Below are 24,149 nucleotides of genomic sequence, written 5' to 3' on the forward strand. Positions count from 1 at the left end.
AGGGGTAAGCTTTGCTAACCCCAAACCAATTCTGGAAAAAAATACCATACTTCTATCGGACAATATGTCCGATAGAAGTATGGGATCTGAAGGGATATCTCTTCCCTATTTAATTACTCATGAATATAAGAGCAAATATAATCGCTAACTGTTTTCACTTCGAGCTTGAATTTTGCATTGGCGGGAACTGTGAATTCACCTTGGCCGCTGATGGTAATCCATTCGCTGCTGCCTGGAAGCAATACGTTCAGCTCACCCGCTTGGATTTCCATGATTTCTTTTACATCTGTTCCAAATTCGTACTCACCCGGGAGCAAAATGCCGAGTGTTTTTTTAGTGCCATCGGCGAATTGAACGGTGCGGCTAGTTACTTTACCGTCGAAATAAACGTTGGCTTTCGTTAATACAGTTACATTTTCAAAGCTAGACATGGTAATTGGTTCCCCCTCTAAAATGACTAAGAATAAAGCCAAGCCCACGCGGTGGTGGGCTGTGGCTACCTTATAACTAAGACAATAGAGCTTTCACTCTAGCTGCTACGTTCTCTGGGTAGAATCCGTACTCTTTGAGAACCAAATCCCCTGGTGCGGATGCTCCAAATGTAGAGATACCGAGGATGGATCCTTGGTCGCCAACGTAACGTTCCCAACCAAGCGGGTAAGCCATCTCAACAGCTAGACGCTTCTTCACTTCCGGCAGAATGACGGAGTCTTTATATTCTTTGGACTGTTTCTCGAACAGTTCCAAGCTTGGCAAGCTTACGACACGAACGTTAATGCCATCGGCTTCAAGAAGCTTTTGCGCCGCGACAGCCAATTGTACTTCGGAGCCTGTTGCCAGAATTTGTGCAACTGGCTTGCCATTTGTAGCATCGGATACAACGTATCCGCCTTTGCTTAGGTTTTCCTTTGCGCCTTGGACTGTGCCTTCAAGGATCGGTAGGTTTTGGCGAGTCAACACAAGTGCAACTGGCCCCTTAGCTTGGGAAATCGCATAGCGCCATGCTTCTGATGTTTCGTTACCATCGGCTGGGCGAATAACGGTGATACCCGGAATGACACGAAGCGCTGGCAATTGTTCAACCGGTTCATGTGTCGGTCCATCTTCACCAACAGCGATACTGTCATGCGTTAGAACGTAGATCACCGGAAGTTGCATAAGAGCAGCAAGACGAATCGATGCACGCAGATAATCGGAGAATACGAAGAATGTAGCTCCGTATATTTTAACTCCGCCATGCAGAGCCATACCGTTCATCGCTGTACCCATACCGAATTCACGAACACCAAACCATAAATTGCGGCCTGCATAGTTGCTGGCACTATAATTGGATTCGCCTTTGATCATCGTGTTGTTCGAGCTTGCCAGATCCGCGGAACCGCCGATCAATTGCGGCAAATTAGGTGCAATCGCGTTGATTGCATTACCGGAAGCAACGCGAGTCGCCATAGGCTTGTCTGATGTGCTGTAAACCGGAAGATCTGCGTCCCAGCCTGCTGGGAATTCATTATTCACAGCCGCGCTGAACTGGTTACCGAGTTCTGGATATGCCTTGATGTAGTCATTCAACAGGTTGCTCCAAGCTTGTTCAGCTGCAGCGCCTTCTTTTTGAATTTCAGCGTAGTGCGCTCTTACTTCATCCGGAACTAAGAAGTCCGGCTCCTCCGGCCAGCCGTAAGCTTGCTTCGTCAGCTTCACTTCTTCGCCGCCAAGTGGAGAACCGTGAGGTCCAACGTGTCCGCCTTTGCCGCCTTTGTTCGGGCTGCCGAAACCGATTGTCGTTTTCACTTCAATCAAAGTTGGGCGCGTTGTATCAGCTTTCGCTTCAGCAATTGCTTTGGAAATCGCCGCAAGATCATTTTGCTCTTCTACGCGCAGCACTTGCCAGCCGTAAGCTTCAAAACGCTTCTCAACGTTCTCGGAAAATGCCATATTAAGCTCGCCATCCAGCGAGATATCGTTGGAATCGTAAAGCATGATTAATTTGCCCAATTTAAGGTGAGCTGCCAAGGAAACGGCTTCAGATGAAACGCCTTCCATCATATCGCCATCACCACAGATTGCGTATGTATAGTGATCGATTACAGGGAAATTCTCTTTATTGTAAGTCTCTCTCAGATGAGCTTCCGCCATGGCCATACCAACTGCCATACCAATACCTTGTCCAAGTGGACCCGTCGTTGCGTCAACACCTGCTGTATGACCGTATTCTGGATGCCCTGGCGTTTTGCTTCCCCATTGGCGGAAGTTTTTGATCTCTTCCATTGGCAGATCATATCCGCACAAGTGAAGCAGGCTGTATAGCAGCATGGATCCGTGGCCGGCTGAAAGAACGAAACGGTCGCGATTGACCCATTTAGGATTAGATGGATTGTGCTTCATATGCTGTTTCCACAGCACGTAAGCCATTGGCGCAGCCCCCATGACCATACCTGGGTGACCTGATTTGGCTTTCTCAACGGCGTCGATACCCAACGTACGGATCGTGTCTACTGCTAATTGCTCAATTGTTTTGTTTGTTACTGTCATTCGAAAATTCCCTCCTATATTTCTGTATTTTCGTCAATCAATGACTTGTACATACAAGTGACTTTTATCGCTTGCATTATTGTACCATTTGCTTTAAAGCTTTGCCACAATAACCCGCTAAAACATCGCCACCCAAAGTTGTCTCTTGTAAAATAGGCTGCATCCAGCAACGGACACAGCCTAATCTATAATTAATTAAACACAACTGTCTTGTTATTATGCACAATAATTCGATCTTCTACATGCCACGCTACTGCTCTAGCAAGGACAATCCGTTCAATATGTCGACCGATTCTTTTCAAATCTTCGACGTTATCACGGTGACTTACTCTTTGCACGTCCTGCTCAATAATCGGGCCGCCATCCAATTCATCGGTCACATAATGTGCTGTAGCGCCAATGATTTTCACCCCACGGTTATGGGCTTGCGCATAAGGCTTCCCGCCGACAAAGGCAGGCAGGAAGGAGTGATGGATATTAATGATGCGGTTAGCGTAGTGTTTAATAAAAGATGGCGAGACGATCTGCATATAACGAGCTAATACGATCGCATCAACATTGTCTCCAACAACTTCAAGCTGACGACGCTCGGCTTCTGCCTTCGTATCCGCGGTAACCGGAATATGGTGATATGGAATTCCGAAAGGCTCGACGAGCGATTGCATGTCCGGATGGTTACTAATGACCATCGCGATATCCGCGTTAAGATCACCAGCGCGCCAGTGCCAAAGCAGCTCAAGCAAAGCATGATCTTCCTTCGATACGAAGATAGCGATGCGCTTCTTCTGACTAGCAAGAGAAAGACTCCAATCCATGGAGAACTTGTCCGCAACGACAGAGAAATCCTTTCTCAACTGGTCAACTCGGCTACCAAGCTCCATTAAATCGAACTCGATCCGGATGAAAAACATACCGCCCTCAGGATCCATTGTGTATTGATCGGATTGCACGATATTCGCACCATACTCAAACAAAAATTGCGAAACCGCCGCGACGATTCCTGGTTGATCCGGACAAGAGATCAACATTCTTGCCCTATTCACCATTACGCTCTCCTTGCGCAATGAGTTATTCGTACTTCCCTGTTCCATGTTAATCCCCCTAATAGCTTTAACTTTCTGTAAGAAAGTTTTCTTTTTAGTTTTCTGTAATCGATATTAAACTTTCTTGAGTATATCTTTACCTGCGAGCCAAACGATCAAACGTTGATTAATCTGCTCCTCGCTGAGGTCAGAAAAGAGGTTCTCTTCATGCAGCATATCATACAAGCGCTCCAGCGGCTCACGTCCGTCCGCTTTCTTAGCCTTGGCATCATTTTTCAATAATTCCCATGTGTTCAGAACGAAATCACGGTGATGAATGTCTTTTTTACCTAACAAAAAGTCAATTCGCTCTACATGATCCAAGAATTCTCCGCCAAAACGTCCACTAAGGTTACCGGACAGCAGCGCAATTTCTGCTTCGTACATCGGACGCTGCGTTTTATCTTCTTTACCGATCCAAGGAGTTTCAAGAATCATTGGCAAATGCTGCAGTTTTTCATGGTTGGCAACATTATTCATAGCTTCAAAGCCAATCCAACCTGAGCCAAGCGGAGCGTGACGGTCCTTGCTGGCTCCCCGAGGATTTTTACTATCATTCAAGTGAATAACTCCAAGCTTTTCTAGACCGATTACTTTGTCAAAATGATGCAGAACGCCATCAAGGTCGTTCACAATATCATACCCAGCGTCATGAATATGGCAAGTGTCCAAACAAACGGATAATTTATTGTTAAACTCTACTTGTTCCATAATTTCAGCTAATTCCTCAAAGCTGCGGCCAATCTCCGTCCCTTTGCCAGCCATTGTTTCCAACGCGATGTTCACATTAGTATCTTTAACTCCTGCAAGTACTTCGTTCAGACCTTCCGCGATTCTGGCAATGCCATACTCCGCATCCTTGTCTGTGTAAGCCCCAGGATGAAGAACGATATTGCGAACGCCAATATAGTCTGTCCGACGAATTTCTTCCTGAAGGAAACGCACGGCTAACTCAAAGGTATCTTCTTTATAAGAACCTAGATTAATAATGTAGGGAGCATGTACGACGATTTCGTTCATCGCATGCTTCTCCATCACAGCTTTACCTTCTTCGATAAATTGTTCCTCAATCGGTTTACGGCGCGTATTTTGCGGAGCGCCTGTGTATATCATAAATGTGGAAGAACCGTATGTGACTGCCTCTTCTGCTGCATTTAACAAGCCTTTATCTGAGAACGAAACGTGCGAGCCTATTTTGGGCATAATGGTTAACTCCTTTTTGTGTGTCTACTACGCAACTACTTAGGTATGGAAGACTAAAGTAGTTACGTCTACTACCTTCCTATTTTACTAGGATTGTCGCAAGAAATCTAGAAATAAGGTATAATTCTTAAAGATATATGGATGTAGGCTAGTGAGGTGACAAATAAATGGCTAATGATTTTTTCATGTGGTTCATCATTTTCTGGGTATGTGTCCTGCTTTTGTTCATGTCCATTGGCGGATATTTCATGTTTCGGAAGTTCCTAAAGGTGCTCCCCAAGGAAGACGGTAAGTCGAAGCTGGATTGGCAAAATCACTACGTGGACAGCTCGCGGCACTTATGGACAGAAGACTCCAAAACATTTCTCGATCAATTGGTATCACCAGTACCGACAGCCTTTAGAGATATTGCTAAGCATTCCATCGCAGCTCGTATTGGACAGGTTGCCCTGGAGGCGCATGCAAGTGAAGTAACGCGTGACCATTGTATTCAAGGTTACATTCTCGCAACACCGCGGCGTGACTATAAGAGCTTGACTAGCTTCCTCGAAAAGCAGCAGATTGACTATAGTGCGCATAAGCATTTACTCCAATAAAATGAAAAAGCCTTCCCGCTTTTTACGTAAGAGGAAGGCTTTTCCTTTATAAGTTTTGAAAGCGTTTACAATTTATAACAAAAAAAACCGGTCTTACTCCACCCTTCGGCTAAATAGACAAGGGCAAGGCAAAATCGGAATAGCACTTATGGGAATCGCTTATAATTTCTATACTTAACCTGTTCTCCTCCGTCGAAACGCACGTTTTGCAGAGACAAAGTGGAATCGTTGTATGATAAAAACCCGTCTTAAAAATCTGATCTGAATTACCTCTACCTATAATCGAACTACAATGAATACAATATACAATATCCGAATTCATGATATTCCTCCCCTTTGAGTGCTCAAAATGTCGTATGTTGTTACATTCTGTATATATATTGATTATAAGATACGTTTTGTAACATTGCAAGGGGTTGAATTCATTTTCTCGTGTATGGATATAGAAATTATGTATTCGCACATTTTAATTCGACATTCATTGGTTTTTATACTAACCTTATGAGAGCAACAAACGAATTAGCACAAGCAGAGCGGCTTTATTTCTCCCTCAACATGTCAAATCAACTGTAACAGCTGAAGAAGGTTCTGGCGTGTAGCTTTTAGAAAGCTTAACGTATTCCGTATTCTGTGTGACCGCAAGTTGATTGATGGCATAGAGCATTTCGGAATCAACATGATCTTCAGATTGAATAACTGCTTTGTAGATGTACTCATTATCGTTATTACTTTCTAGTTCTATGTTACCATTAACTCGAAATGATTGACCGAAAATCGTAAATTCAAAACCGTAGGTGACTTGATGGCTGGTTGGCAAGCATAGGGGACTAGCAAATGTGAATTGGGACTTTTCAAGTGCTATAATATCGATTAGTGCATATTTGCTATTAATGAGTTGATTTCGAATTTGAATAATATTCAACTTACCATCCAGTGGTACGATTAATGATAGTTTACTTTTTTTCTCCAACGCCATTTGCCTCATCCCTCCTTTTTGTTACATCTTGTATCTAGTCAATGAATCTCTGCTTTGTTATAATAGTTCTCTGGTATATAGCGGGAAAAACAATGGTAATAATGGTAAAGAATAATTAAACAGTGAGGAATGATCACGCTGAAATATGGAGATCGCATTGCCCTTTTACGCGAAAAAAGAGGATTAACGCAAGAAGAACTATCTAATAAAATTGGAATCTCAAGAGCCGCTCTTTCTCATTACGAAACAAATCGACGTGAGCCGGACTACGAAACAATTAACAAGATCGCCAATTTTTTTAATGTTACCGTTGATTATTTACTTGGTCGGACTGACCAGCCACAAACGGTTCTAGATCATGATGTTAGAGAGTTCGTAGAGCATCTCGATTTAACGGATGAGAGCATTTTGAAAAAGTTTTCATTAACCGTGGATGGTCGAATACTGACCCCAGAGGAAGCAAAACGATTCATCGCTTTTGTAAGAGCTGAGCGTTCCTTGGAGTAGATTGTGAGGAAGACATCATAACTTGATTCTGAAACTTCTGCTGGTCGATTCCTAACTGCTGAAGAACATGATGAATTTCTACTGAAATCTTTTCTTCTTGTTTCATAAGAAACTCCACTCCCAACGCTCAGCTATTAACTTTAAAAAGAGTTACACTTATGTTAACCACCGCGGTACATTGTGTATCTACCTCGAGTCACTACTTTCACCCAATATCAATTAAGATTGATTTTCTATTCCTTCACGCCAATATACTTTAAAGTCACTGATGGAGCCGATTGATTGAATAAATCTCTGAGAACCGAAACATTTTTCGTTCTTAGGTAATAATGATAGCCGTATGTTTTTCGAAGTGTGTGTGTACCTATGTCGTTTAGTCCAACTTGCTTAGCTGCTTCATTTAAAATACGGTAAACTCGAATTCTTTTGATCGGATTGCCCGTTCTTTGGGATGGAAATAAATAAGCGTCGATATCCATATATTGGATATATTCTTCGATATAAGCTTTAAGCTGTGGAGAAAGTTGAAACGTCTTTGCTTTACCCGTTTTTTCTTCCTTGATACTGACTACACTTCGATCCTTCACATCGCTCACTTTCAAAGACAATAGATCGCTCAGATGAAGCCCCGAATTAATCCCAATAGTGAAAAGAAGCCAGTCCCGAATCGATTGTTCTTTCAATACGGCCTGTATCTGTTCAATTTTCTCTTGTTCTCTAATAGGTTGAACAACCTGCATGAGTTGCACCTCGCATGATTTTAATCAGTTCCGTTTGTATGTTACAAATTGTATCTTATAACAGCTAGAAAACTCTCATTTTTACTCTATCAATCCCCCCTACTTGTATTATGTTACATATTGTATCATAAATTAAAAAAATGATCTATGCCTTTTATAGTTCTCAAAACCTAATTTTTGCTGTATAATTCTTAATAAAGAACGATTGCGTGAAATAATTCTTCGGAAGGGAGGTTATGTTCAGTGTTAAAAATCGTTAGACTATCTTGTCTGATTTTACTCTTTAGCGCAATCATCTTGCCCGCTTATGCTTCCGCCTCAGGTAATGAATCAGGTAGTTCTCAGAAAAACAGTATTCTTTCTAAGTTTATTTCAATTTTTACAGTTAATAAAGAGAATAGTAATAATAGTAATAACAGTAATAACAGCAATAACAATAACAACAATAATAACAATAACAACAATCATAACAATAACAACAACAATAACAATAACAATTACAATAACAATAACAATAACAATAACAATAACAATAACAATAATGACAATCACTGGGACGACATCAAATGGGACGATATCAAGTGGGATGATATTGATTGCTTAGATTCGTTTGATATTTGGAAAAAGTGGTTTTGCTACTGATGAACACATACTCCGTTGGCTTCGGCTAACGGAGTTTTTACTTGCTTATGGCAGCTTCTTTTCTAGGACAAACACCGTGATTTCAGGTCGACAATTGAATCGAATTGGGAACAAAGTCGTACCTATTCCACGGTTTGTATAGACGTGGAACTCGCTTCCTTCAAAGGCGTACAAGCCAATAGGGTACTTTTGTCCTAGGTCCGGCGTAAATATACTACCGTACAATGGAATCCTAATCTGTCCGCCATGGCTGTGACCAGAGAGCTGCAAATCGACATGACTCGCCAACGACGTATCTGCGAAATCTGGCTCATGCGCAAGCAGCAGCACGAAATCGTCCCGCTTTATACCTTTTAAAGCTAATGGCAAATCCGGTTTCCCGTAGAACATTTCATCTATTCCGACCACCTGTATGCGTCCTTTCCCACGTTCAATAGATCGGCTTTCATTGACTAAGACGGTAAAGCCAGATCTCTCGAGTACATCCCTTACTCGACTAGAATCCAGACGCATATCATGATTGCCGAGCACCGCGAATTTACCCATTCCTGCTCGGAGTCGCGATAGGATCGGAATTACCTCATCACTCACTTCACCGAATTTGGAATCAAATAAATCTCCTGTGAAACAGATAATGTCAGGCTCTTGCCGCTGCAGCAAATCAACCACTTTGTTCATCTGCTCCAAACTATAATACTTGCCTATATGTGTATCACTGAATTGTACAATACGCACGCCCTCAAAAGATGCAGGGTAACGACGGTACGAAAGACGAACCGTTGTCGACTGAATCCAATACCGCTCTCCGAAGATGCCATATAATCCGCTAACTCCCGTTAGTATGGCTAAGGATTCAACCGCAAACAGACTTTTTTTGAGAAACGTCCTGCGATTTATGCGATCATTCTTCACTTTAGGTTTCCCTACCCTCATCTAGGTTTTGAGTCTATATCTAATTATTTACGCGTTTTTTGTCGAGGGGAGCCATTTGAATGGCGATACAATTTGTATAATTTTAATGTTTTCGGGATTGATTTCATAGAAAAAACGTGCGATAATAAGTCAACGGATACAAATTGTATCGCGATAGATGATTTGGAGGGGTCGTTTGTGAATCGGATAAACCAGGTGGATACCGAAGAATTTGATATGGAGTGGGTCAATCTTATTATGAGCGCGCGTAAGATGGGTCTTACGATGGAAGATATCCGCGCATTCCTAAGAAGCCCATTCCAACCCACGACTATATCACTTTCAACTGAAAACGATCGCTTCATGTCCTCAAAGGAATTCATTAAACAATCTTCCTAGAACTAAATAAGACTATTCATCGTTTGGACGCTTCATTCTCCATTTATTGAAATCCAAAAACTCTCGAAACTGCTGCTTGTCAACACCAGAAGTCATGGCTTCTTTAATGATCTCATACCATTCCTGATCGAGCTCACGGTCATTAGCAGCCATCTCTTCTTGGTCATCAATTAGCCTGTCGACAGGTACTTTCAGAACAGCTGCAATTTTTTCAAGAAACTGAATCGAAGGATTCTTCTGAATGTCCCGCTCCAAGCTGCTAATATAAGATTTAGCAACCCCTGCACGTTCGGCCAGTTCTGTAAGAGACAGGCCTTTCTCTTTCCTCAATTTTTGAACTCGTTTTCCAATCATTTCGGATCTTCCCTTATAATGGAGTAATGTTGCTCTTGATGTTATTATATCAGAATTTCTTCCAACGAACAAATTTGTTTCATATAAAGAACAATATAGCCCCAAAAAGGGGCTATTTTGAGTAATCTCACTATTTTATCGTGTTCTTATATAAACGATAATTCTAAGAAATATCAGCGCTGCTAGTGAATCCAACAGCACATCCTGGACTAATGCGGACCTCCCCGGTACGTATGACTGATGCCATTCATCTACTACGGCCATCAAAGTCGTGCAAACCCAAGCGAACCAGATCGATTGCCTTCGAATCACGATATAGAAAAAGATACTGAGCAAGCCAAACATAAGGACATGGGCAGATTTGCGAATAATCGCATTAGTAATATAGGCATTATGTTCATTCATACCTGTTATCTGCTGGATTTGCTCTTTCGTATGCTCGCCTGTAAAGGTCTGAAGTGCAGTGAAAAGAAATATGGCTCCTACGAAAACAATTAGTAGACTCCACCAGAATAACGGCTTCATCCTACTTAATTTTCTCATTGTTCCACTTCATAAACTCAATCAAAATTTTAAATTCATGAATCCGTTCCTTATCAATGCCTGACTGCTTCAAATCAGAAATAAAATCCATCCACTCTTGATCCAGCTGTTGGCTTGTTTCCACATCAGCGGCAATTTTTAATAGCGTTTTCAAGTCTACTTTTAGAACCAAAGCTATTTTCTCCATGACATGAATGGAAGGGTTCTGTTTGAGATTTCTTTCTATGTTACTTAAATAGGACTTGGAAATACCGGTCCGCTCTGAAAGCTCGGACAACGTATACCCCCTTTGCTTACGTATACTTGAAATGTTTTGACCGATCATCGTTATCATCACTCCACAGTGACACTTTTGGGTAGATTTCTTGTTTTGTCAACATCACAACCTCGATATACCGCTGAATAATAAGCGATTAATTGTAAAGGGATCACCATATCCTTCGCCTCCTGATTTCCAATATAACCGACAATTCCACACATGATCCGTTCCTCCTTCAGCGTGTTCTTAATAAAGAACAACAAGCTAATAATACTATATTCTCTAAAGATTGCCTTTACTAGCAGATGAAAGAATTGTTTTACTCATCCTCTTTGGACAACTATCTTTGACATCTTTAAATTCGATTTCTCTTGCGAGTATCTTATTTTCTTCCTCAATGGCTCCTCATAAAAATGGTACAAGATCGAACTCAACGCAATGGTGACTATGAAACACCCCGTTATGGTAAGCGGTGTAATACTCAATTCTAATAAACTCCAGTAAGTATACGATAATACCAAGTTATGAATCATATAAAATGAGAAGCTTATTTCACCTAAATAAACAAATATTTTATTTGATAGTAAATCTGATATAATTCCTTTTTGAAACGCAAAAGTAAAGATAAGCAAACTCAGAAATGGAGTAAAGAATAAATCATATCTAAGGTTTTGAATCAAACTGGTCGAAAAATAAATACTTAACAACAGCAGAATGATGGATGATATTTCCAAAATAGTAAAGGTTAATTTTGTGAATTTCAAATTTATTATTTCTTTAATTTCTAAAAATAATAACCCTAAAGTAATACCAACCAAAAAATCAAAAGCTCGAGTTACTGGAAAAACAAAAAATAACCAATTATTTATCGCATCACTTTTATTGTAAGAAAATAGAATAGCTACTACCAGCATAATCAGCCACAAAAAGCATATGGATAGTATTTTTTTTCGCCCACTCCCAAAATATTTTATTATAAGTATTATCATAAAGGGAAAAATAGCATAAAAAAAGAATTCGTCTGATATACTCCACGAAGGACCATTAAAAGAAAAGTTACCCACTGGAAGAAAGCTGTGCACTAGTAAAATATTTGTAAATGCTTGTAGTACATACAGAATAGTTGAATGTTTAAGTGGGATTAAAAAATAAAAAGGTACTGCTAACAAAAAGGTTAATAAATGAGTAGGGTATATCTTTGCGAACCTAGCTATGTAAAAGGTTTTGATCTGATGAAAATCTAACTTGCCCAACTTTTCTCGATAATTAATACATAGAATAAAGCCAGATAGAATGAAAAAAAATGAAACCCCAATATATCCTGTCTGATAGGCTTTCCATATACCAACATGATATAAAAACACCATTAAAGCTGCTATAAAGCGAAAAGATGTTAATGGTCTTATCATATAATAACCACTCCCTTTAATAGATCTATAACCTTAAGTGAGTATTAAGCGCTAATACTTCGATCCTTGATCAAGCACCTCTTGATACACTCGATAACCCTTAACTGATCATCTTCGGTCATATTCGATCCAGATGGAAGGCATATCCCAGTTTTAAATAATTGTTCGGAAACATTCTCGATGTCACTATGGGGATAATATCTAGCCCCTTCGTAAAGAGGCTGCATATGCAGCGGCTTCCAAACAGGTCGGGCTTCGATACTCTCTTCCGCCAAGGCTTCTAACAATACATGGGTAGATATCCCAGCTTCATTTTCCTCTAACGTCAAAGCCGTAAGCCAACGATTTGAACGAGTATTATTCAACTCTGGCATAAAACGAATACCTAGTACATGAGATAACTCTCTATAATACCGTTTAAAAATCGTTCTTCTGGCATTTACTCTTTCTTCCAAAACCTCTAACTGAGCTCTTCCGATCCCAGCCAATACATTGCTCATTCGATAATTAAATCCCAATTGACTATGTTGATAATGTATAGCTTGATCCCGTGCTTGCGTAGCTAAGAAACGCGCTTGCTTTAATCCCTCTACATCATCGGAAACCAGCATTCCCCCGCCTGAAGTAGATATAATCTTATTCCCATTGAATGAATATACGCCATACTTACCGAATGACCCACTTGCTCTTCCTTTATAAATCGATCCGAGCGATTCCGCTGCGTCCTCAATGACGGGGACATCAAAGGATTCACATAATGACATAATTTCGTCCATTTTTGCACTTTGACCATAGAGATTAACAACAATAATGGCTTTAGGCAATTTCCCCTCTAGAGCAGCATCTTGCAGCGCGGCTTCCAACGCCCCAGGAGACATGTTCCATGTCTCAGGCTCAGAATCAATAAATATCGGCCTCGCTCCACAATAAACAATCGGATTAGCACTGGCCACAAAAGTAAGACTTGAACAGAAAACTGTGTCTCCTTCCTTTACACCTATTAGCTGCAAAGCCAAATGAATTGCCGCGGTCCCTGAACTGACTGCTGCTGCTGCATTTGTCCCGACATAAGAAGCAAGCTCTTTCTCAAATGCATCCACATGAGGACCTAGAGGAGCGATCCAATTTGTATCAAAAGCATTCTGGATATACATCATTTCATTCCCGCTCATGTGTGGAGGGGAAAGGTAAATTCTTTTGTTATGCGTAGTCATTTGACAATTCCACTGCCTTTCTAAAGGTTATTAAAAATAAAAAAAACTATTCAGCACTAATAGGCAAACATATGCTTTAGAATGGGTAAATCCGATAAATCTTTCAAACTATCGATTGTAAAATGAGCTTTATAATCGTGTTCAGCTGAAATCCCCGAATATAACCCATCTTTACGATCTATTTGGATAGTTGTCCACCCAAGTCTCTTAGCAGCTAAAAAATCTTTTTTTATATTATCACCGATATAAACGCACTGATCATGCGGAAGCTGTAATTCCCGGCTTGCTTGCTCGTAAGGAATATGACTCGGTTTCCAATACTCTCTGCCCAATCTATCCGTAAGAATAACTGAGTGAAATTTCTCATGGAGCTTTAGCGCATTGACTTTCTTTTCCTGAGCAACTAAGTATCCATCAGAGATTAACCCAATTTTGACAGTATCCCTTAAATTTTCAAGAATCCACTTGGCATCCTCTAATAAATGAATATCTGGTTCATGGGATCGATAATGATCTACCAGGTTCTTAATCAATGTATCATCATAAGTAATATTTAGTCTCACGAGCGTTTTATTGAAAATAAACTTTGTTTCTCCTGAGAAAAATAAATCCAATGCTGTTTCATAAAAACCCGTGATATTGAACTCTCTGTTTATCCAGCGATCAATTGCTTTAAAGCCGCTTCTCACATAATCCTTTTCTTCATATAAAGTATCGTCCATATCGAAAACCAACGCATTAACGGTCATGTTGGATACTCTCCGTAAAAACTGCCTCATCATATCTAAGCATCGTTAGATTTTCGTGCCAATTATAATCCTCTTCTGAAAAGGTTTCTCCACTGCACATTTGGAGGACCCACAATGGAAAATTTGCTCCCGCTTCAATTGAAAGAGGGATTCCTCCGCCAAAACGAGGATTAATTTCAATAAAAGTTATCTCTCCATTTTCTTTTTTAAAGCATTGCAAGGTAATACATCCAACTGGTCCAGGTAAAAATTTGACAACTTGTTTTACGGCATTAATGATGTCATTATCTTTCTTGGTAACCCCTTTACTGACTTCTCCCGCTCTAGTTTCTATGCGTAATCTCGGAACTACTGTTCTAATATTTCCGTTAAAGTCAACCATTACATCAACCGTATACTCTGTACCCGTAACAAATTCCTGAACCATGGCATTGGGAATGTAATCCTTAAAAAAGAACAATTCTTTTTCATTATTTATTTTCGTAACCCCTACACTTGAACTTCCGTTGAGTGGCTTAATTAATAAAGGAAATTTGTACTGTTTATTATCAATTTCATCGTCGCTATATACTTTCGGAGTAGGTATATTTCTATCTAGGAAAAACTTATAAGCTATGTTTTTATCGCATGCGATTTCGTTCAATTCCTTACTTGAGACTAATAATTTAACTCCTATTTCTTCAAAAACATGTCGATTCTCCGAAATAACAACCAGTTCCGTATCAATAAGCGGTATGATGATATCAATTTGTTCCTTTTGACATATTCGAAGCAATTCTGATATGAAATTGGGATCAGTTACTCGCGGTACAATAAAATGCTTATCGCTAAAAAAAGCAGTGGAAGCTGTTTGTTTTAGATCTGCGGTTACTATACTCCCGTTAATGTTATGTTGAACAAACACTTTCCTAAATTGCTGCAATAACGATACTCTCCTGCCTGAACTAGTAAATAAAATATTCATCTTACTGTTCAACATTTTTCATACTCCCTTCGAATATAGGCATTGTTGCATGATTAGCATTTTGAATCCCTTGCGGTTTCAACACTTTAATAAAAGTTAAAGCTAAAATCTTAAAATCGAGGGGTATGTTTTGGTTTTCCACGTACCAGACATCCAATTTAAACTTATCTTCCCAGGAGATTGCATTCCTGCCATTGACTTGAGCCCATCCCGTAATCCCCGGGCGCACAAGATGGCGTTTAGCTTGTTCTTCCGTGTACAAAGGCAAATAATCCATCAACAGAGGTCTTGGTCCCACTAAACTCAAGTCTCCCTGAATGACGTTCACCAATTGCAGTAATTCATCTAGGCTATATTTTCTAAGAACCATGCCAAATTGAGTTAATCTGATGGAATCAGGCAATAAGTTTCCTTCTTGATCCCTAGCCTCCGTCATCGTCCGAAATTTATAAATGTGAATAGGTTTCCCGTGTAACCCCGGTCTTTGCTGCATAAATATGACGGGAGTTCCCAACTTTAACCTAACCATTATAGCCACAATCCCGATAATTGGAAGAAATAGTATGAATAATGGAATGGATACGAACAGGTCACAAAATCGCTTCATGAATGATCTACTCCTACTGTTCTGGGCTGGTTATTAAACTAATTATTTGTCTCTTATGCATGCAAGTCATGAAATGCTTGATTCAACCAGGATATTATCCTCTTCTTGGTAACCATGCGGATTATTGGATTGCCATCGCCAGGCATCCTGACACATCTCATCAATGCCTTTTTCGGCGATCCATCCCAAATCCCGTTCAGCCTTTGTCGGGTCTGAAAAGCAAATCCCGATGTCCCCAGGTCTTCGGTCCGTCATCTTATACGGAATGTGCCTGCCGGTTACTTTTTCGAAAGCTGTAACCATTTCTACAACGCTGTGTCCCCGTCCTGTTCCAAGGTTGTAAGCTTCCGCACCTGTAGTTGCCATGACCTTCTCCAGCGCCTTCAAATGCCCTCTTCCTAGATCCACTACATGGATATAATCCCTTACACCGGTGCCATCCAAGGTTTGGTAGTCATTCCCATAAATCTGTAATTCTTTTAAACTCCCTACCGCCACCTGTGTGATAAAGGGCATCAAATTATTCGGAATGCCGTTCGGGTCCTCGCCAATTCTTCCAGAGCTATGGGCACCAATAGGGTTAAAATAGCGCAAGATCGCGATGCTCCATAACGGATCGGAAACGTACATATCCTGCAAGATTTCTTCAATCATTAGCTTCGTTCGTCCATAGGCGTTCGTTGCACCAAGTGGAGCCTTCTCCGAAATCGGTACGTGTTCCGACATTCCATATACAGTAGCTGACGAACTGAAAACGATTCTTTTTACCCCGTAATCCTGCATGATCTCGCAAAGCACAAGTGTCCCCGTGATATTATTATGGTAATAGCGGAGTGGAAAACGAACCGATTCGCCTACGGATTTGAACCCCGCGAAATGAATCACAGCTTCAATCCTATTTTGCTTAAAGACGATCTCCAAATCCTCCCGATTTAACAGATCTGTCTGATAAAAATTGAAGTTTTTACCCGTTATTTCTCTAACACGTCTTAACGATTCCGAGCTGCTGTTGGCCAGATTATCAACAACTACAATCTCATACCCGGTTTTCAATAACTCCACGCAAGTATGACTTCCGATATAACCGGCTCCACCCGTTACGAGGATTGCCATGATTTGAACCCCCCTGTCTGTTGGTTAGAATTTCAAGTAATCACTTCGATAAATGACGTGTAAAGTAACCACGTTCTCATAGTAAAAATAAATCAAATAAAAAAACAATATTGCATAATACATGAATTTCTGTTGCCTTTTCACAAATAAGCTGATGACCCATGACATGAGGATGACATTGTATAAACCAAAATAAATCGTAAACCTTGCGAATATCCAATTTTGCGTAGCGACAGCCATAACGATAAAATTCAGTAACGACATATTTACGACGTAGTCACCGTAGGGAAATATTTCTCGCAGTTTATTTCTACCCAAGTAAGCAAATATCAGAGGAACGGCCGCAATGGCCACCCTTATGATGTTTGCTCCGCCCTCTTGAAACTCTTTATACTCGCCGTAGTGTGTATCTGCAATAGCTGCAAATAGAGCATTCGATAGTACGCTATATCCTAGAATTAATATCACTGCCAGAAAGAGGAGAACGAACGTCGCGGATGTCCATGCCTTCCTTCGCACTATAAAATAAATTGGGATTAGAATAAGAGCACTTCCATGAAAAGCAGAGGCAAAGGCAACCACGAGAAAATACTTCTGCCATTTACCTTCAAATAAGTATTTGGTCGCAGCGAAGACAATAGCTGAAGCCAAAAATTGCCTGACCCCGTTCATCGAAACTATGTAAAGGCCAGAAGTTATGTAGATATAGATGCTCATTTCAAACAATCCCGAATACTTGTATAACACATAGACGATAAGAACATTGGTCACTAACGCCGTTAAAAATATTAACAACTGCGGATCATCGGTAAAAGATTTCAATATCATTTGTAAGATTCCAAAGCCAATATCCTTCTCAGCTTTAACTTCTTCCCACGTAAAATCACTTATCGTGTAGGCATGCATATAAAAGAAGGTATCACCAATATTTTTACGAAGACCGGCTATCAATACGAATGTTGCCATCACGATGGCAGCCATCCATTTATTAGACTTAAACGACAGAGGACCAGTGCCGATTGTCACTGGTGTGGCCAAATACCTGGAGAAGAAAGATGCGATATAGACGACAACCAGATTAACCCATATTATGGCCATAATTGATTTCCTTTCGAGTACTTAAGAGATTCTTGTTTTTCTAATCACATACCAATAGAGCAGGAGTCCAAGGGGAATAGCGAGAAAAGTGAGGATCTTCGCAGGGGTTTCCCGCATAAACCTACGATTACCTGATGTCATGCTGCTGGACACATAGTGGATCGACTGCCTGAATTTAAAGAGTAAGCTAGCAAAGGGCAGTTTCATAAGCTCCTTACGGTAAAAGGCAAAGCCTTTCGGATTCTTGCGGTATTGTTTAAGCATGTTCATCGAGGAACCATCCGGTAGATATTCCACGCAGCAAAGCACTTCATTCATGAGCAGCATTTCATACTGCTGGTCAAGCATGTAGTACTTATAGGCTAAACCAACATACTTTTCATTTTCGAAAATAGGATAAGGATACTGCTCGGTTAATGCAGTTCGATAAATCAGCTTCTTATCACCGGTCACACGATGTTTACTATACAACTCAAAAAGTGTTGAACTCTTGAGATCTTCCGGCAACCTTGAGCCAATGATCCGGCCATCTGTAAAAGCGTCAAGACCGATGATGCCACTCACATGCTCGCTGCCGTGCAACTCCCAAAAGGTGTTTATTTGTTCCACGGCGCCATCCGGCATATAGTCATCAGAGTCAATACATACATTCAACACCGTATCAATTAGCTTGTAAGCCGTATTATGAGCTCCATGCATACCTTGATTGTCCTGCCGATGATAACGGATTTCGATTTCATTCTCTGCCATCCAGTCCGCTACCAATTCCCCCGTATCGTCCGTAGAGCCATCATCTATAATTAACCAAATGAAATCTCTGGATGTTTGCCGCTTCAGACTCTCGTAACAAACGTGAAGACAATATGCTCTATTATAAGTCGGTGTAAATACAGTAAGCTTCTTCATCATTCACCTCGATATACCTAAATAAAAACCCTCTGTCCACGCCGCTGTGTTCTTAATATCGTAACCCTTGTTCGATAAGGATAAAGCAGGGATCTGTCTTGGTAAATTCCTTGCTATCACACTCTTCATTCGCTCTACCCAAAGCAATTTATCACTCAGCGATAACAGCTCTACCAAATGGATGCCCATATCCACTTCTTGAGTAATTTCATCCGAAATGAGACAAGGCAGTCCAGCCCCCTGCGCCTCTATAAGCGTAACGGGCAGTCCTTCATGTAAGGAGGGAAATACGAACATATCAAAAGCTTGAAGCAGCCTCGTAATGTCACTTCTTACGCCAAGGAACTTTACCTTATCTTGCAGCTGCAAAGCTTTCACTTTCTTCTCCATCTCTGGACGCAGCGGTCCGTCCCCTGCCAAAACAAGCACTGTATTCGGCTGATCTCGGTTCAACTGCGCGAAAATATCAATAAGGAAGGAATGATTCTTCTGATGAGTGAATCTCCCCACATGCCCTACGACATAGCACGCCGAGGGAAGCTTCAGCTCCCGCCTTACTTGCTCCCTGACTTCAGGTGAGAATGCAAATTTATCACTCTCAATCCCATTCTTCAGAATCACAACTTTATTTCCCTTGTTTGCAAATAACCATTGGCCTGCTTTATTCGAACATGCCAAAAAGTGAGTTGCACAGGACGTTATAAATGTTCCGGCAACCCACTTATATATTTTGGCAGCAATACCGCCTTCACTGCTCGTATTATGACTGTGCGCAATCCGTATAGGTGCTCCCGTTTTTTTTGCAGAACGCAATACGAATCCACTCATTTTATCCATATGAGCATGCACAATTTTGTAATTCGGATTTTCCGTAAAGAATTGATCCAAAGCTTGGATGTATTTCGCATGACCAATATCCGATACATAGGGGATTCGATGGATGGTTCCTCCCATCTCCATAATCTCGGCATCAAAAGATCCAACTTTACTCGTAAGAAAGTCGAATTGAACCTTGGAACGATCCACATTGCGATATAAATTCATGATGAGAGTTTCCGCTCCACCTCGATTCATATTGACTACTACGTGTAAAATTCTTATTGGATCGCCCACATGACCTCCACCTTTTCGCCCATATATAGGGAATATATCGTACTCTTCTCATTTAACACCTGCTGGGTGGCGTATCTTCTTTCAACTATCTCTCTGCCCCACATACCCAGCTTCACTCTTAACTCCTTGTTATTAGCTAGCAGCATGATCTTCTCAGCCATTGCCGCTTGATCATTAGGAGCTGTAATCCAACCATTATGATCATTCTGAACCAATTCTCTGTGACCTCTGTTCTCACTAGCAATGATGGGAAGGCCACAAGCCATAGCTTCCATGATATTCACCGGCAACCCTTCACGAAGACTGGATGCAACGGCAATATCACACATCGGTAATAAGCAATCTATGTCATTTCGATAACCAAGAAAATCAACCTGATCCTCTATACCCAGCTCCTTGGCTAGATCTTGACATTGTTTTCTCAACGGACCCTCGCCAGCAAGCAGGAGTTTGACATTAGGAACATCTTCTCTAACTGAAGCTAGTGTATGAAGGAGCAATTGTTGATTCTTGTTCTGATTAAATTCTGCTGCATAGAACAGGAGGATATCATCCGGGTGATAGCCTGTTGTCAGCTTCGATTCACGCTTTTGTGATTCATGGACGGGTCTGAAGCGTTCCGTATTCACGCCTACGCCATGTACATATTCAATTCGATTAGCTCTAAATCGACGATTCACGGCTAGTTGGTAGTCTTCCTCATTAATGGTAATCAAGCAATCCGTGAAATAAGAAAGAAATTTCTCAAGGGGATAGTAAACCAGCCAATGAAGAACGGGTGCTCCTTGGCAAAAATGAAAACCATGAGCGGTGTATATGACCTTAGTCCCATTTTCCCGTGCATTTCTCGCCGCTAAACGAGCCAGTACGCCCCCCATCGGGGTATGGCAGTGGATGATATCATATTTATTTTCGTCAATAATTGACTTTAGCTCCGCATATGCCTTTATGTTGGTTCGATTAAAAGGTGACCGTTGGATCGGAACGTTAAACTTCGTATCGACATAAGGAAGGTCCATGTTCCCGTTAGCGGCAACATGGACCTCCCACCCCTGCTCTTTGAACCACTTCATGTAGGGCACATGAAAAGCTTTAAAGTGGTAATCAACCGTGGCACATAACAGCACTTTCTTAGGCATCTGCATCCCCTACTTAATTAATTCTCTCTCCAAGGTGGAAGAAAGGTATTTCAGTAATTCGTATCTTAAATCCTCACGCTGCAGCGCGTAATCAATCGTTGTCTGTATAAAACCTAACTTATCGCCCACATCGAATCGCATGCCTTCAAATTCATAAGCATATACCGACTCAATTCGATTTAATTCTGCAATGGCATCGGTTAATTGAATTTCACCACCGGCTCCCGGCTTTTGATTATTGAGAATGTCGAAAATCCTTGGTGTCAAGATATATCGACCCATAATCGCAAGATTAGACGGCGCTTCCTCTTTCTTGGGCTTCTCTACTAGATGATTGATGCTATATAAACGCTTCTCAATTTCGTTTCCGTCGACAATTCCATACCTGGAAACCTCTTCATCGGATACGTGCTTCACTCCAATGATGGAAGCATAGCGAGTTTCGTATTGATCCATCATCTGCTTCAGACAAGGCTTCTCCGCTCGAACGATATCATCACCTAATAGCACAGCGAAGGGTTCATCCCCAATGAACTTGCGCGCACACCAGATGGCATGTCCCAACCCCTTGGGTTCCTTCTGACGAATATAATGAATATCTACTTTGGACGACTTCTGAACTTCAGTTAATAAGTCAAACTTTTGCTTTTCCAATAAATTCTGCTCAAGTTCAAAGGAATTATCAAAATGATCCTCAATGGCCCTTTTCCCTTTACCCGTCACGATAATAATATCTTCAATGCCCGACTCAATGGCTTCTTCAACGATATATTGAATGGTTGGTTTATCGACAATGGGCAGCATTTCTTTGGGCATGGCTTTGGTTGCGGGTAGGAATCTTGTACCCAGGCCAGCGGCAGGAATGATAGCTTTTCTTACTTTCATCGATGTCTTCTCCTTCTTAGCCAATTGAGACTAGTTTCTTAGGTAATGGAATTATATTGCTATTTCCTAAATTTACGAGATATTCCCTTAGGCTCTCTTTATCAAGAGAGGCGTAAATGGAAATCATCTCTTTGATTTCTTCCACATAAAGATCTGCCGTTTTACCAATGTAAATCTTTGGATATACTTGCTGTTCGTCGATTTCGTCGGCTTTCAGCAGCTCTTCATAAAGCTTCTCACCCGGTCTCATTCCGGTAAATTCAATACCGATGTCCTCGAGTGAGTTGCCGGATAGCTTGATGAGATTTTTCGCCAGATCTACGATTTTCACTGGCTCTCCCATGTCTAGGATAAAGATTTCTCCGCCTTTCGCTAATGCTCCGGCTTGGATGACCAATCTGGATGCTTCGGGAATCGTCATAAAGTAGCGAATCATGTCGGGGTGAGTGACTGAAACAGGCCCGCCTTTTTCAATCTGATGCTTAAACCTAGGAATGACACTGCCCCTGCTCCCTAATACATTACCGAATCGAACGGCAACGAATTTGGTGTTGCTGCTTTTATCCATATCCTGAATAATCATCTCAGCCATTCTTTTGGTGGCCCCCATGACGCTGGTTGGGTTCACCGCTTTATCCGTTGATATCATGACGAATGTACCCACTTCGAACTTGCTGGCCGCTTTGGCAACGTTCATCGTACCGATAACATTGTTCTTTAACGCTTCTTCCGGGTTTCGCTCCATGAGAGGTACATGTTTATGGGCAGCTGCGTGGTACACAACATCTGGCCGATGTCTGTTCATGATCGACATCATCTTCCAGGAGTCCTGAATATCGGCAATTTCCGTAATGAATTCAATCTCTGTATGTACACAAATATCCTTCAATTCCATTTCGATCGAATAAATGCTATTCTCCCCATGTCCTAAGAGGATCAGCTTTTGAGGATGAAACTTCGTGACTTGTCGACAAATTTCCGAACCAATTGAGCCTCCAGCACCAGTTACAAGTACCACTTTATCCGTGATAAATTCGGAAATGCTCTCAATATCAAGCTCTATCGGTTCACGACCCAATAAATCTTCAACCTGAACGTCTAAGAATTGATTAACTGAAAGCTTACCCGTTACTAAATCCTCTAGTTTTGGCAGTGTTTGAGTTTTGGCTGTCGTCTTCGCACATTCTTGGAATATGAAGTTGAGGTCTCTTTTACCTAGAGAAGGAATTGCAATAATAATATTGTCGATATGTAGTTCTTTTACCGTCATCTCTATGCGATCAACGCCGCCAACAACGGGTATTCCTAGAATGTCCAGGTTATGCATTCGCACGTTATCATCAATAAATGCAATAGGCTCTAGATCCGCGTCATTATTTTTAATTAATTGTCTGGCAACCATCATCCCTGCCGAACCAGCACCAACGATTAAAGTACGCTTTTTATTCGCTTGTTTATTGATATAACGATTCCGAAGGAGTCGCCAACAGAAACGCGATCCACCTATCAGCATGATATGGATCATCCATGTAACTGCGAGTAAACGGAAGTAAATATCCTGCACAATGATTTGTTGGATGAACGCCACAGTAACAATAGAAAACGTAATCGCCTTTACAATAAACAACAATTCCCCGATGCTCGCATGTTCCCAGGCTTTCTTATAAAGCTTATAAACAAACGAAAACACATGATGACTAAGGAGCAACGAAATTGAACTAACGACCAAAGGCAGCGTTATGACATTTAGATCTGCGCTCAATAAAAATCGGCTAAAAAAAATGGACGTTAATACAATGAATGAGTCTATGAAGACTAATAGAGATAACCTTTGCCGGTATGACAAATAAATCCACCCTCTCACTAAAGTTCTTAAGTATAAGGCCTTTGGAGAAAGACCATATAATTAAATCCTTTAATACAATCTAGGGCATCTAACCCTTCCTCGCACCATACTTTTGACGACTCGCGTCTAAGGTCTATTCAACCCACAGCATGGTCGAGTGCTTCCATTGATAACGATAAGGAGGCATCACCGGAGCGTATTTTGGAATCCATTTTATTGTTCTTCACAAAGAACAAAACTATAAAGATTGGCGATAATCCTATTATAAAGAACGTTATTTACATAATAATTCTTTATAAAGAACATTTTGAGTAAAAAAATACTACTTTATGGTCCCAAATGGCTAATTTAATTGTAGTTCTTT

At 41.0% G+C, this 24,149-nt stretch carries 25 protein-coding genes and 1 pseudogene; 3 read left to right on the forward strand and 23 right to left on the reverse strand.

The features are described from left to right. Nucleotides 1-113 precede the first annotated feature (113 nt). The 4 genes from ASG85_RS05100 to ASG85_RS05115 all read right to left on the reverse strand — a co-directional run bounded on the left by ASG85_RS05100 (nt 114) and on the right by ASG85_RS05115 (nt 4,814). Complete coding sequence (locus ASG85_RS05100) at nt 114-431, reverse strand: pyrimidine/purine nucleoside phosphorylase (RefSeq protein WP_029199427.1); 318 nt, start codon at nt 429-431, stop codon at nt 114-116. 76 nt (nt 432-507) lie between these two features. Next, nucleotides 508-2,529: a transketolase gene (gene tkt, locus ASG85_RS05105; RefSeq protein ID WP_057305042.1), complete on the reverse strand. Its 2,022-nt coding sequence runs from the start codon at nt 2,527-2,529 to the stop codon at nt 508-510. A 191-nt stretch (nt 2,530-2,720) separates the two neighbouring features. Then, nucleotides 2,721-3,620, reverse strand: a complete 900-nt coding sequence (purU, locus tag ASG85_RS05110) for a formyltetrahydrofolate deformylase (RefSeq protein ID WP_057305041.1) — start codon at nt 3,618-3,620, stop codon at nt 2,721-2,723. 66 nt (nt 3,621-3,686) lie between these two features. After that, nucleotides 3,687-4,814: a deoxyribonuclease IV gene (locus ASG85_RS05115; RefSeq protein ID WP_057305040.1), complete on the reverse strand. Its 1,128-nt coding sequence runs from the start codon at nt 4,812-4,814 to the stop codon at nt 3,687-3,689. A 167-nt stretch (nt 4,815-4,981) separates the two neighbouring features. Between ASG85_RS05115 and ASG85_RS05120 the strand changes: the two genes are divergently transcribed. Continuing rightward, nucleotides 4,982-5,410, forward strand: coding sequence for a DUF2621 domain-containing protein (locus ASG85_RS05120; protein WP_057305039.1), 429 nt, complete (start codon nt 4,982-4,984; stop codon nt 5,408-5,410). A gap of 550 nt (nt 5,411-5,960) precedes the next feature. On the opposite strand, the gene ASG85_RS05125 is transcribed toward ASG85_RS05120, so the two are convergent. Continuing rightward, a complete protein-coding gene (locus ASG85_RS05125; protein ID WP_057305038.1) occupies nt 5,961-6,386 on the reverse strand; it encodes a hypothetical protein in 426 nt (141 codons plus the stop codon). Between the two features lie 138 nt (nt 6,387-6,524). Here ASG85_RS05125 and ASG85_RS05130 point away from each other — a divergent pair, with 138 nt between their 5' ends. After that, a complete protein-coding gene (locus ASG85_RS05130) occupies nt 6,525-6,893 on the forward strand; it encodes a helix-turn-helix domain-containing protein (RefSeq protein ID WP_200957449.1) in 369 nt (122 codons plus the stop codon). A 233-nt stretch (nt 6,894-7,126) separates the two neighbouring features. Here the strand turns inward: ASG85_RS05130 and ASG85_RS05135 are convergent, their stop codons facing one another. Continuing rightward, complete coding sequence (locus ASG85_RS05135; RefSeq protein WP_057305036.1) at nt 7,127-7,633, reverse strand: tyrosine-type recombinase/integrase; 507 nt, start codon at nt 7,631-7,633, stop codon at nt 7,127-7,129. A gap of 687 nt (nt 7,634-8,320) precedes the next feature. Next, nucleotides 8,321-9,187, reverse strand: coding sequence for a metallophosphoesterase (locus ASG85_RS05145; protein WP_162251282.1), 867 nt, complete (start codon nt 9,185-9,187; stop codon nt 8,321-8,323). Nucleotides 9,188-9,385: 198 nt separating this feature from the next. On the opposite strand from ASG85_RS05145, the gene ASG85_RS05150 reads away from it, so the two are divergent. Beyond that, nucleotides 9,386-9,586, forward strand: coding sequence for an anti-repressor SinI family protein (locus tag ASG85_RS05150; protein ID WP_057305033.1), 201 nt, complete (start codon nt 9,386-9,388; stop codon nt 9,584-9,586). Between the two features lie 12 nt (nt 9,587-9,598). Here ASG85_RS05150 and ASG85_RS05155 read toward each other — a convergent pair whose 3' ends face one another. The 16 genes and pseudogenes from ASG85_RS05155 to ASG85_RS05225 all read right to left on the reverse strand — a co-directional run bounded on the left by ASG85_RS05155 (nt 9,599) and on the right by ASG85_RS05225 (nt 23,785). Continuing rightward, entirely contained in the window at nt 9,599-9,940 is a 342-nt protein-coding gene (locus ASG85_RS05155; protein WP_057305032.1) for a helix-turn-helix domain-containing protein, read from the reverse strand. A gap of 135 nt (nt 9,941-10,075) precedes the next feature. After that, a complete protein-coding gene (locus tag ASG85_RS05160) occupies nt 10,076-10,483 on the reverse strand; it encodes a VanZ family protein (RefSeq protein WP_082562320.1) in 408 nt (135 codons plus the stop codon). Beyond that, a complete protein-coding gene (locus ASG85_RS05165) occupies nt 10,467-10,817 on the reverse strand; it encodes a helix-turn-helix transcriptional regulator (RefSeq protein WP_312879993.1) in 351 nt (116 codons plus the stop codon). The genes ASG85_RS05160 and ASG85_RS05165 overlap by 17 nt, the downstream gene beginning before the upstream one ends. Next, nucleotides 10,817-10,915, reverse strand: a pseudogene (locus tag ASG85_RS37605) (hypothetical protein); the annotation flags it as partial. The gene ASG85_RS05165 and the pseudogene ASG85_RS37605, both read right to left, overlap by 1 nt. A gap of 150 nt (nt 10,916-11,065) precedes the next feature. Beyond that, a complete protein-coding gene (locus ASG85_RS05170) occupies nt 11,066-12,151 on the reverse strand; it encodes an acyltransferase family protein (protein ID WP_057305029.1) in 1,086 nt (361 codons plus the stop codon). A 44-nt stretch (nt 12,152-12,195) separates the two neighbouring features. After that, nucleotides 12,196-13,365: an aminotransferase class I/II-fold pyridoxal phosphate-dependent enzyme gene (locus ASG85_RS05175; protein ID WP_057305028.1), complete on the reverse strand. Its 1,170-nt coding sequence runs from the start codon at nt 13,363-13,365 to the stop codon at nt 12,196-12,198. A 56-nt stretch (nt 13,366-13,421) separates the two neighbouring features. Further along, nucleotides 13,422-14,114 carry an HAD family hydrolase gene (locus ASG85_RS05180; protein ID WP_060645541.1) on the reverse strand — a complete coding sequence of 231 codons (693 nt, stop codon included), beginning with the start codon at nt 14,112-14,114 and terminating at the stop codon, nt 13,422-13,424. After that, a complete protein-coding gene (locus ASG85_RS05185; protein WP_057305026.1) occupies nt 14,104-15,093 on the reverse strand; it encodes an ATP-grasp domain-containing protein in 990 nt (329 codons plus the stop codon). Before ASG85_RS05185 ends, ASG85_RS05180 begins: the two co-directional genes overlap by 11 nt. After that, nucleotides 15,080-15,685, reverse strand: a complete 606-nt coding sequence (locus ASG85_RS05190) for a sugar transferase (RefSeq protein WP_057305025.1) — start codon at nt 15,683-15,685, stop codon at nt 15,080-15,082. The genes ASG85_RS05185 and ASG85_RS05190 overlap by 14 nt, the downstream gene beginning before the upstream one ends. A 66-nt stretch (nt 15,686-15,751) precedes the next feature. Then, nucleotides 15,752-16,798: a UDP-glucose 4-epimerase GalE gene (gene galE, locus ASG85_RS05195; protein WP_057305024.1), complete on the reverse strand. Its 1,047-nt coding sequence runs from the start codon at nt 16,796-16,798 to the stop codon at nt 15,752-15,754. Between the two features lie 24 nt (nt 16,799-16,822). Continuing rightward, nucleotides 16,823-17,896, reverse strand: a complete 1,074-nt coding sequence (locus tag ASG85_RS05200) for an EpsG family protein (protein WP_060645542.1) — start codon at nt 17,894-17,896, stop codon at nt 16,823-16,825. A gap of 21 nt (nt 17,897-17,917) precedes the next feature. Then, complete coding sequence (locus ASG85_RS05205; RefSeq protein ID WP_060645634.1) at nt 17,918-18,802, reverse strand: glycosyltransferase family 2 protein; 885 nt, start codon at nt 18,800-18,802, stop codon at nt 17,918-17,920. A gap of 3 nt (nt 18,803-18,805) precedes the next feature. After that, complete coding sequence (locus tag ASG85_RS05210) at nt 18,806-19,915, reverse strand: glycosyltransferase family 1 protein (protein WP_060645543.1); 1,110 nt, start codon at nt 19,913-19,915, stop codon at nt 18,806-18,808. Continuing rightward, entirely contained in the window at nt 19,900-21,054 is a 1,155-nt protein-coding gene (locus ASG85_RS05215) for a glycosyltransferase family 4 protein (RefSeq protein WP_060645544.1), read from the reverse strand. The genes ASG85_RS05210 and ASG85_RS05215 overlap by 16 nt, the downstream gene beginning before the upstream one ends. Before the next feature lie 9 nt (nt 21,055-21,063). Then, nucleotides 21,064-21,939 carry a UTP--glucose-1-phosphate uridylyltransferase GalU gene (gene galU, locus ASG85_RS05220; protein WP_060645545.1) on the reverse strand — a complete coding sequence of 292 codons (876 nt, stop codon included), beginning with the start codon at nt 21,937-21,939 and terminating at the stop codon, nt 21,064-21,066. Nucleotides 21,940-21,955: 16 nt separating this feature from the next. Then, a complete protein-coding gene (locus tag ASG85_RS05225; protein ID WP_060645546.1) occupies nt 21,956-23,785 on the reverse strand; it encodes a polysaccharide biosynthesis protein in 1,830 nt (609 codons plus the stop codon). Nucleotides 23,786-24,149 lie beyond the last annotated feature (364 nt).

This window comes from Paenibacillus sp. Soil724D2 (assembly GCF_001427935.1).
GTDB lineage: Bacteria > Bacillota > Bacilli > Paenibacillales > NBRC-103111 > Paenibacillus_E.

Coding starts and splice junctions, on each gene's coding strand:
- ASG85_RS05100 (WP_029199427.1), bottom strand. CDS start 431: ATGTCTAGCTTTGAAAATGTAACTGTATTAACGAAAGCCAACGTTTAT.
- tkt (WP_057305042.1), bottom strand. CDS start 2,529: ATGACAGTAACAAACAAAACAATTGAGCAATTAGCAGTAGACACGATC.
- purU (WP_057305041.1), bottom strand. CDS start 3,620: ATGGAACAGGGAAGTACGAATAACTCATTGCGCAAGGAGAGCGTAATG.
- ASG85_RS05115 (WP_057305040.1), bottom strand. CDS start 4,814: ATGCCCAAAATAGGCTCGCACGTTTCGTTCTCAGATAAAGGCTTGTTA.
- ASG85_RS05120 (WP_057305039.1), top strand. CDS start 4,982: ATGGCTAATGATTTTTTCATGTGGTTCATCATTTTCTGGGTATGTGTC.
- ASG85_RS05125 (WP_057305038.1), bottom strand. CDS start 6,386: ATGGCGTTGGAGAAAAAAAGTAAACTATCATTAATCGTACCACTGGAT.
- ASG85_RS05135 (WP_057305036.1), bottom strand. CDS start 7,633: ATGCAGGTTGTTCAACCTATTAGAGAACAAGAGAAAATTGAACAGATA.
- ASG85_RS05155 (WP_057305032.1), bottom strand. CDS start 9,940: ATGATTGGAAAACGAGTTCAAAAATTGAGGAAAGAGAAAGGCCTGTCT.
- ASG85_RS05160 (WP_082562320.1), bottom strand. CDS start 10,483: ATGAGAAAATTAAGTAGGATGAAGCCGTTATTCTGGTGGAGTCTACTA.
- ASG85_RS05165 (WP_312879993.1), bottom strand. CDS start 10,817: ATGATAACGATGATCGGTCAAAACATTTCAAGTATACGTAAGCAAAGG.
- ASG85_RS05170 (WP_057305029.1), bottom strand. CDS start 12,151: ATGATAAGACCATTAACATCTTTTCGCTTTATAGCAGCTTTAATGGTG.
- ASG85_RS05175 (WP_057305028.1), bottom strand. CDS start 13,365: ATGACTACGCATAACAAAAGAATTTACCTTTCCCCTCCACACATGAGC.
- ASG85_RS05180 (WP_060645541.1), bottom strand. CDS start 14,114: ATGACCGTTAATGCGTTGGTTTTCGATATGGACGATACTTTATATGAA.
- ASG85_RS05185 (WP_057305026.1), bottom strand. CDS start 15,093: ATGTTGAACAGTAAGATGAATATTTTATTTACTAGTTCAGGCAGGAGA.
- ASG85_RS05190 (WP_057305025.1), bottom strand. CDS start 15,685: ATGAAGCGATTTTGTGACCTGTTCGTATCCATTCCATTATTCATACTA.
- galE (WP_057305024.1), bottom strand. CDS start 16,798: ATGGCAATCCTCGTAACGGGTGGAGCCGGTTATATCGGAAGTCATACT.
- ASG85_RS05200 (WP_060645542.1), bottom strand. CDS start 17,896: ATGGCCATAATATGGGTTAATCTGGTTGTCGTCTATATCGCATCTTTC.
- ASG85_RS05205 (WP_060645634.1), bottom strand. CDS start 18,802: ATGAAGAAGCTTACTGTATTTACACCGACTTATAATAGAGCATATTGT.
- ASG85_RS05215 (WP_060645544.1), bottom strand. CDS start 21,054: ATGCCTAAGAAAGTGCTGTTATGTGCCACGGTTGATTACCACTTTAAA.
- galU (WP_060645545.1), bottom strand. CDS start 21,939: ATGAAAGTAAGAAAAGCTATCATTCCTGCCGCTGGCCTGGGTACAAGA.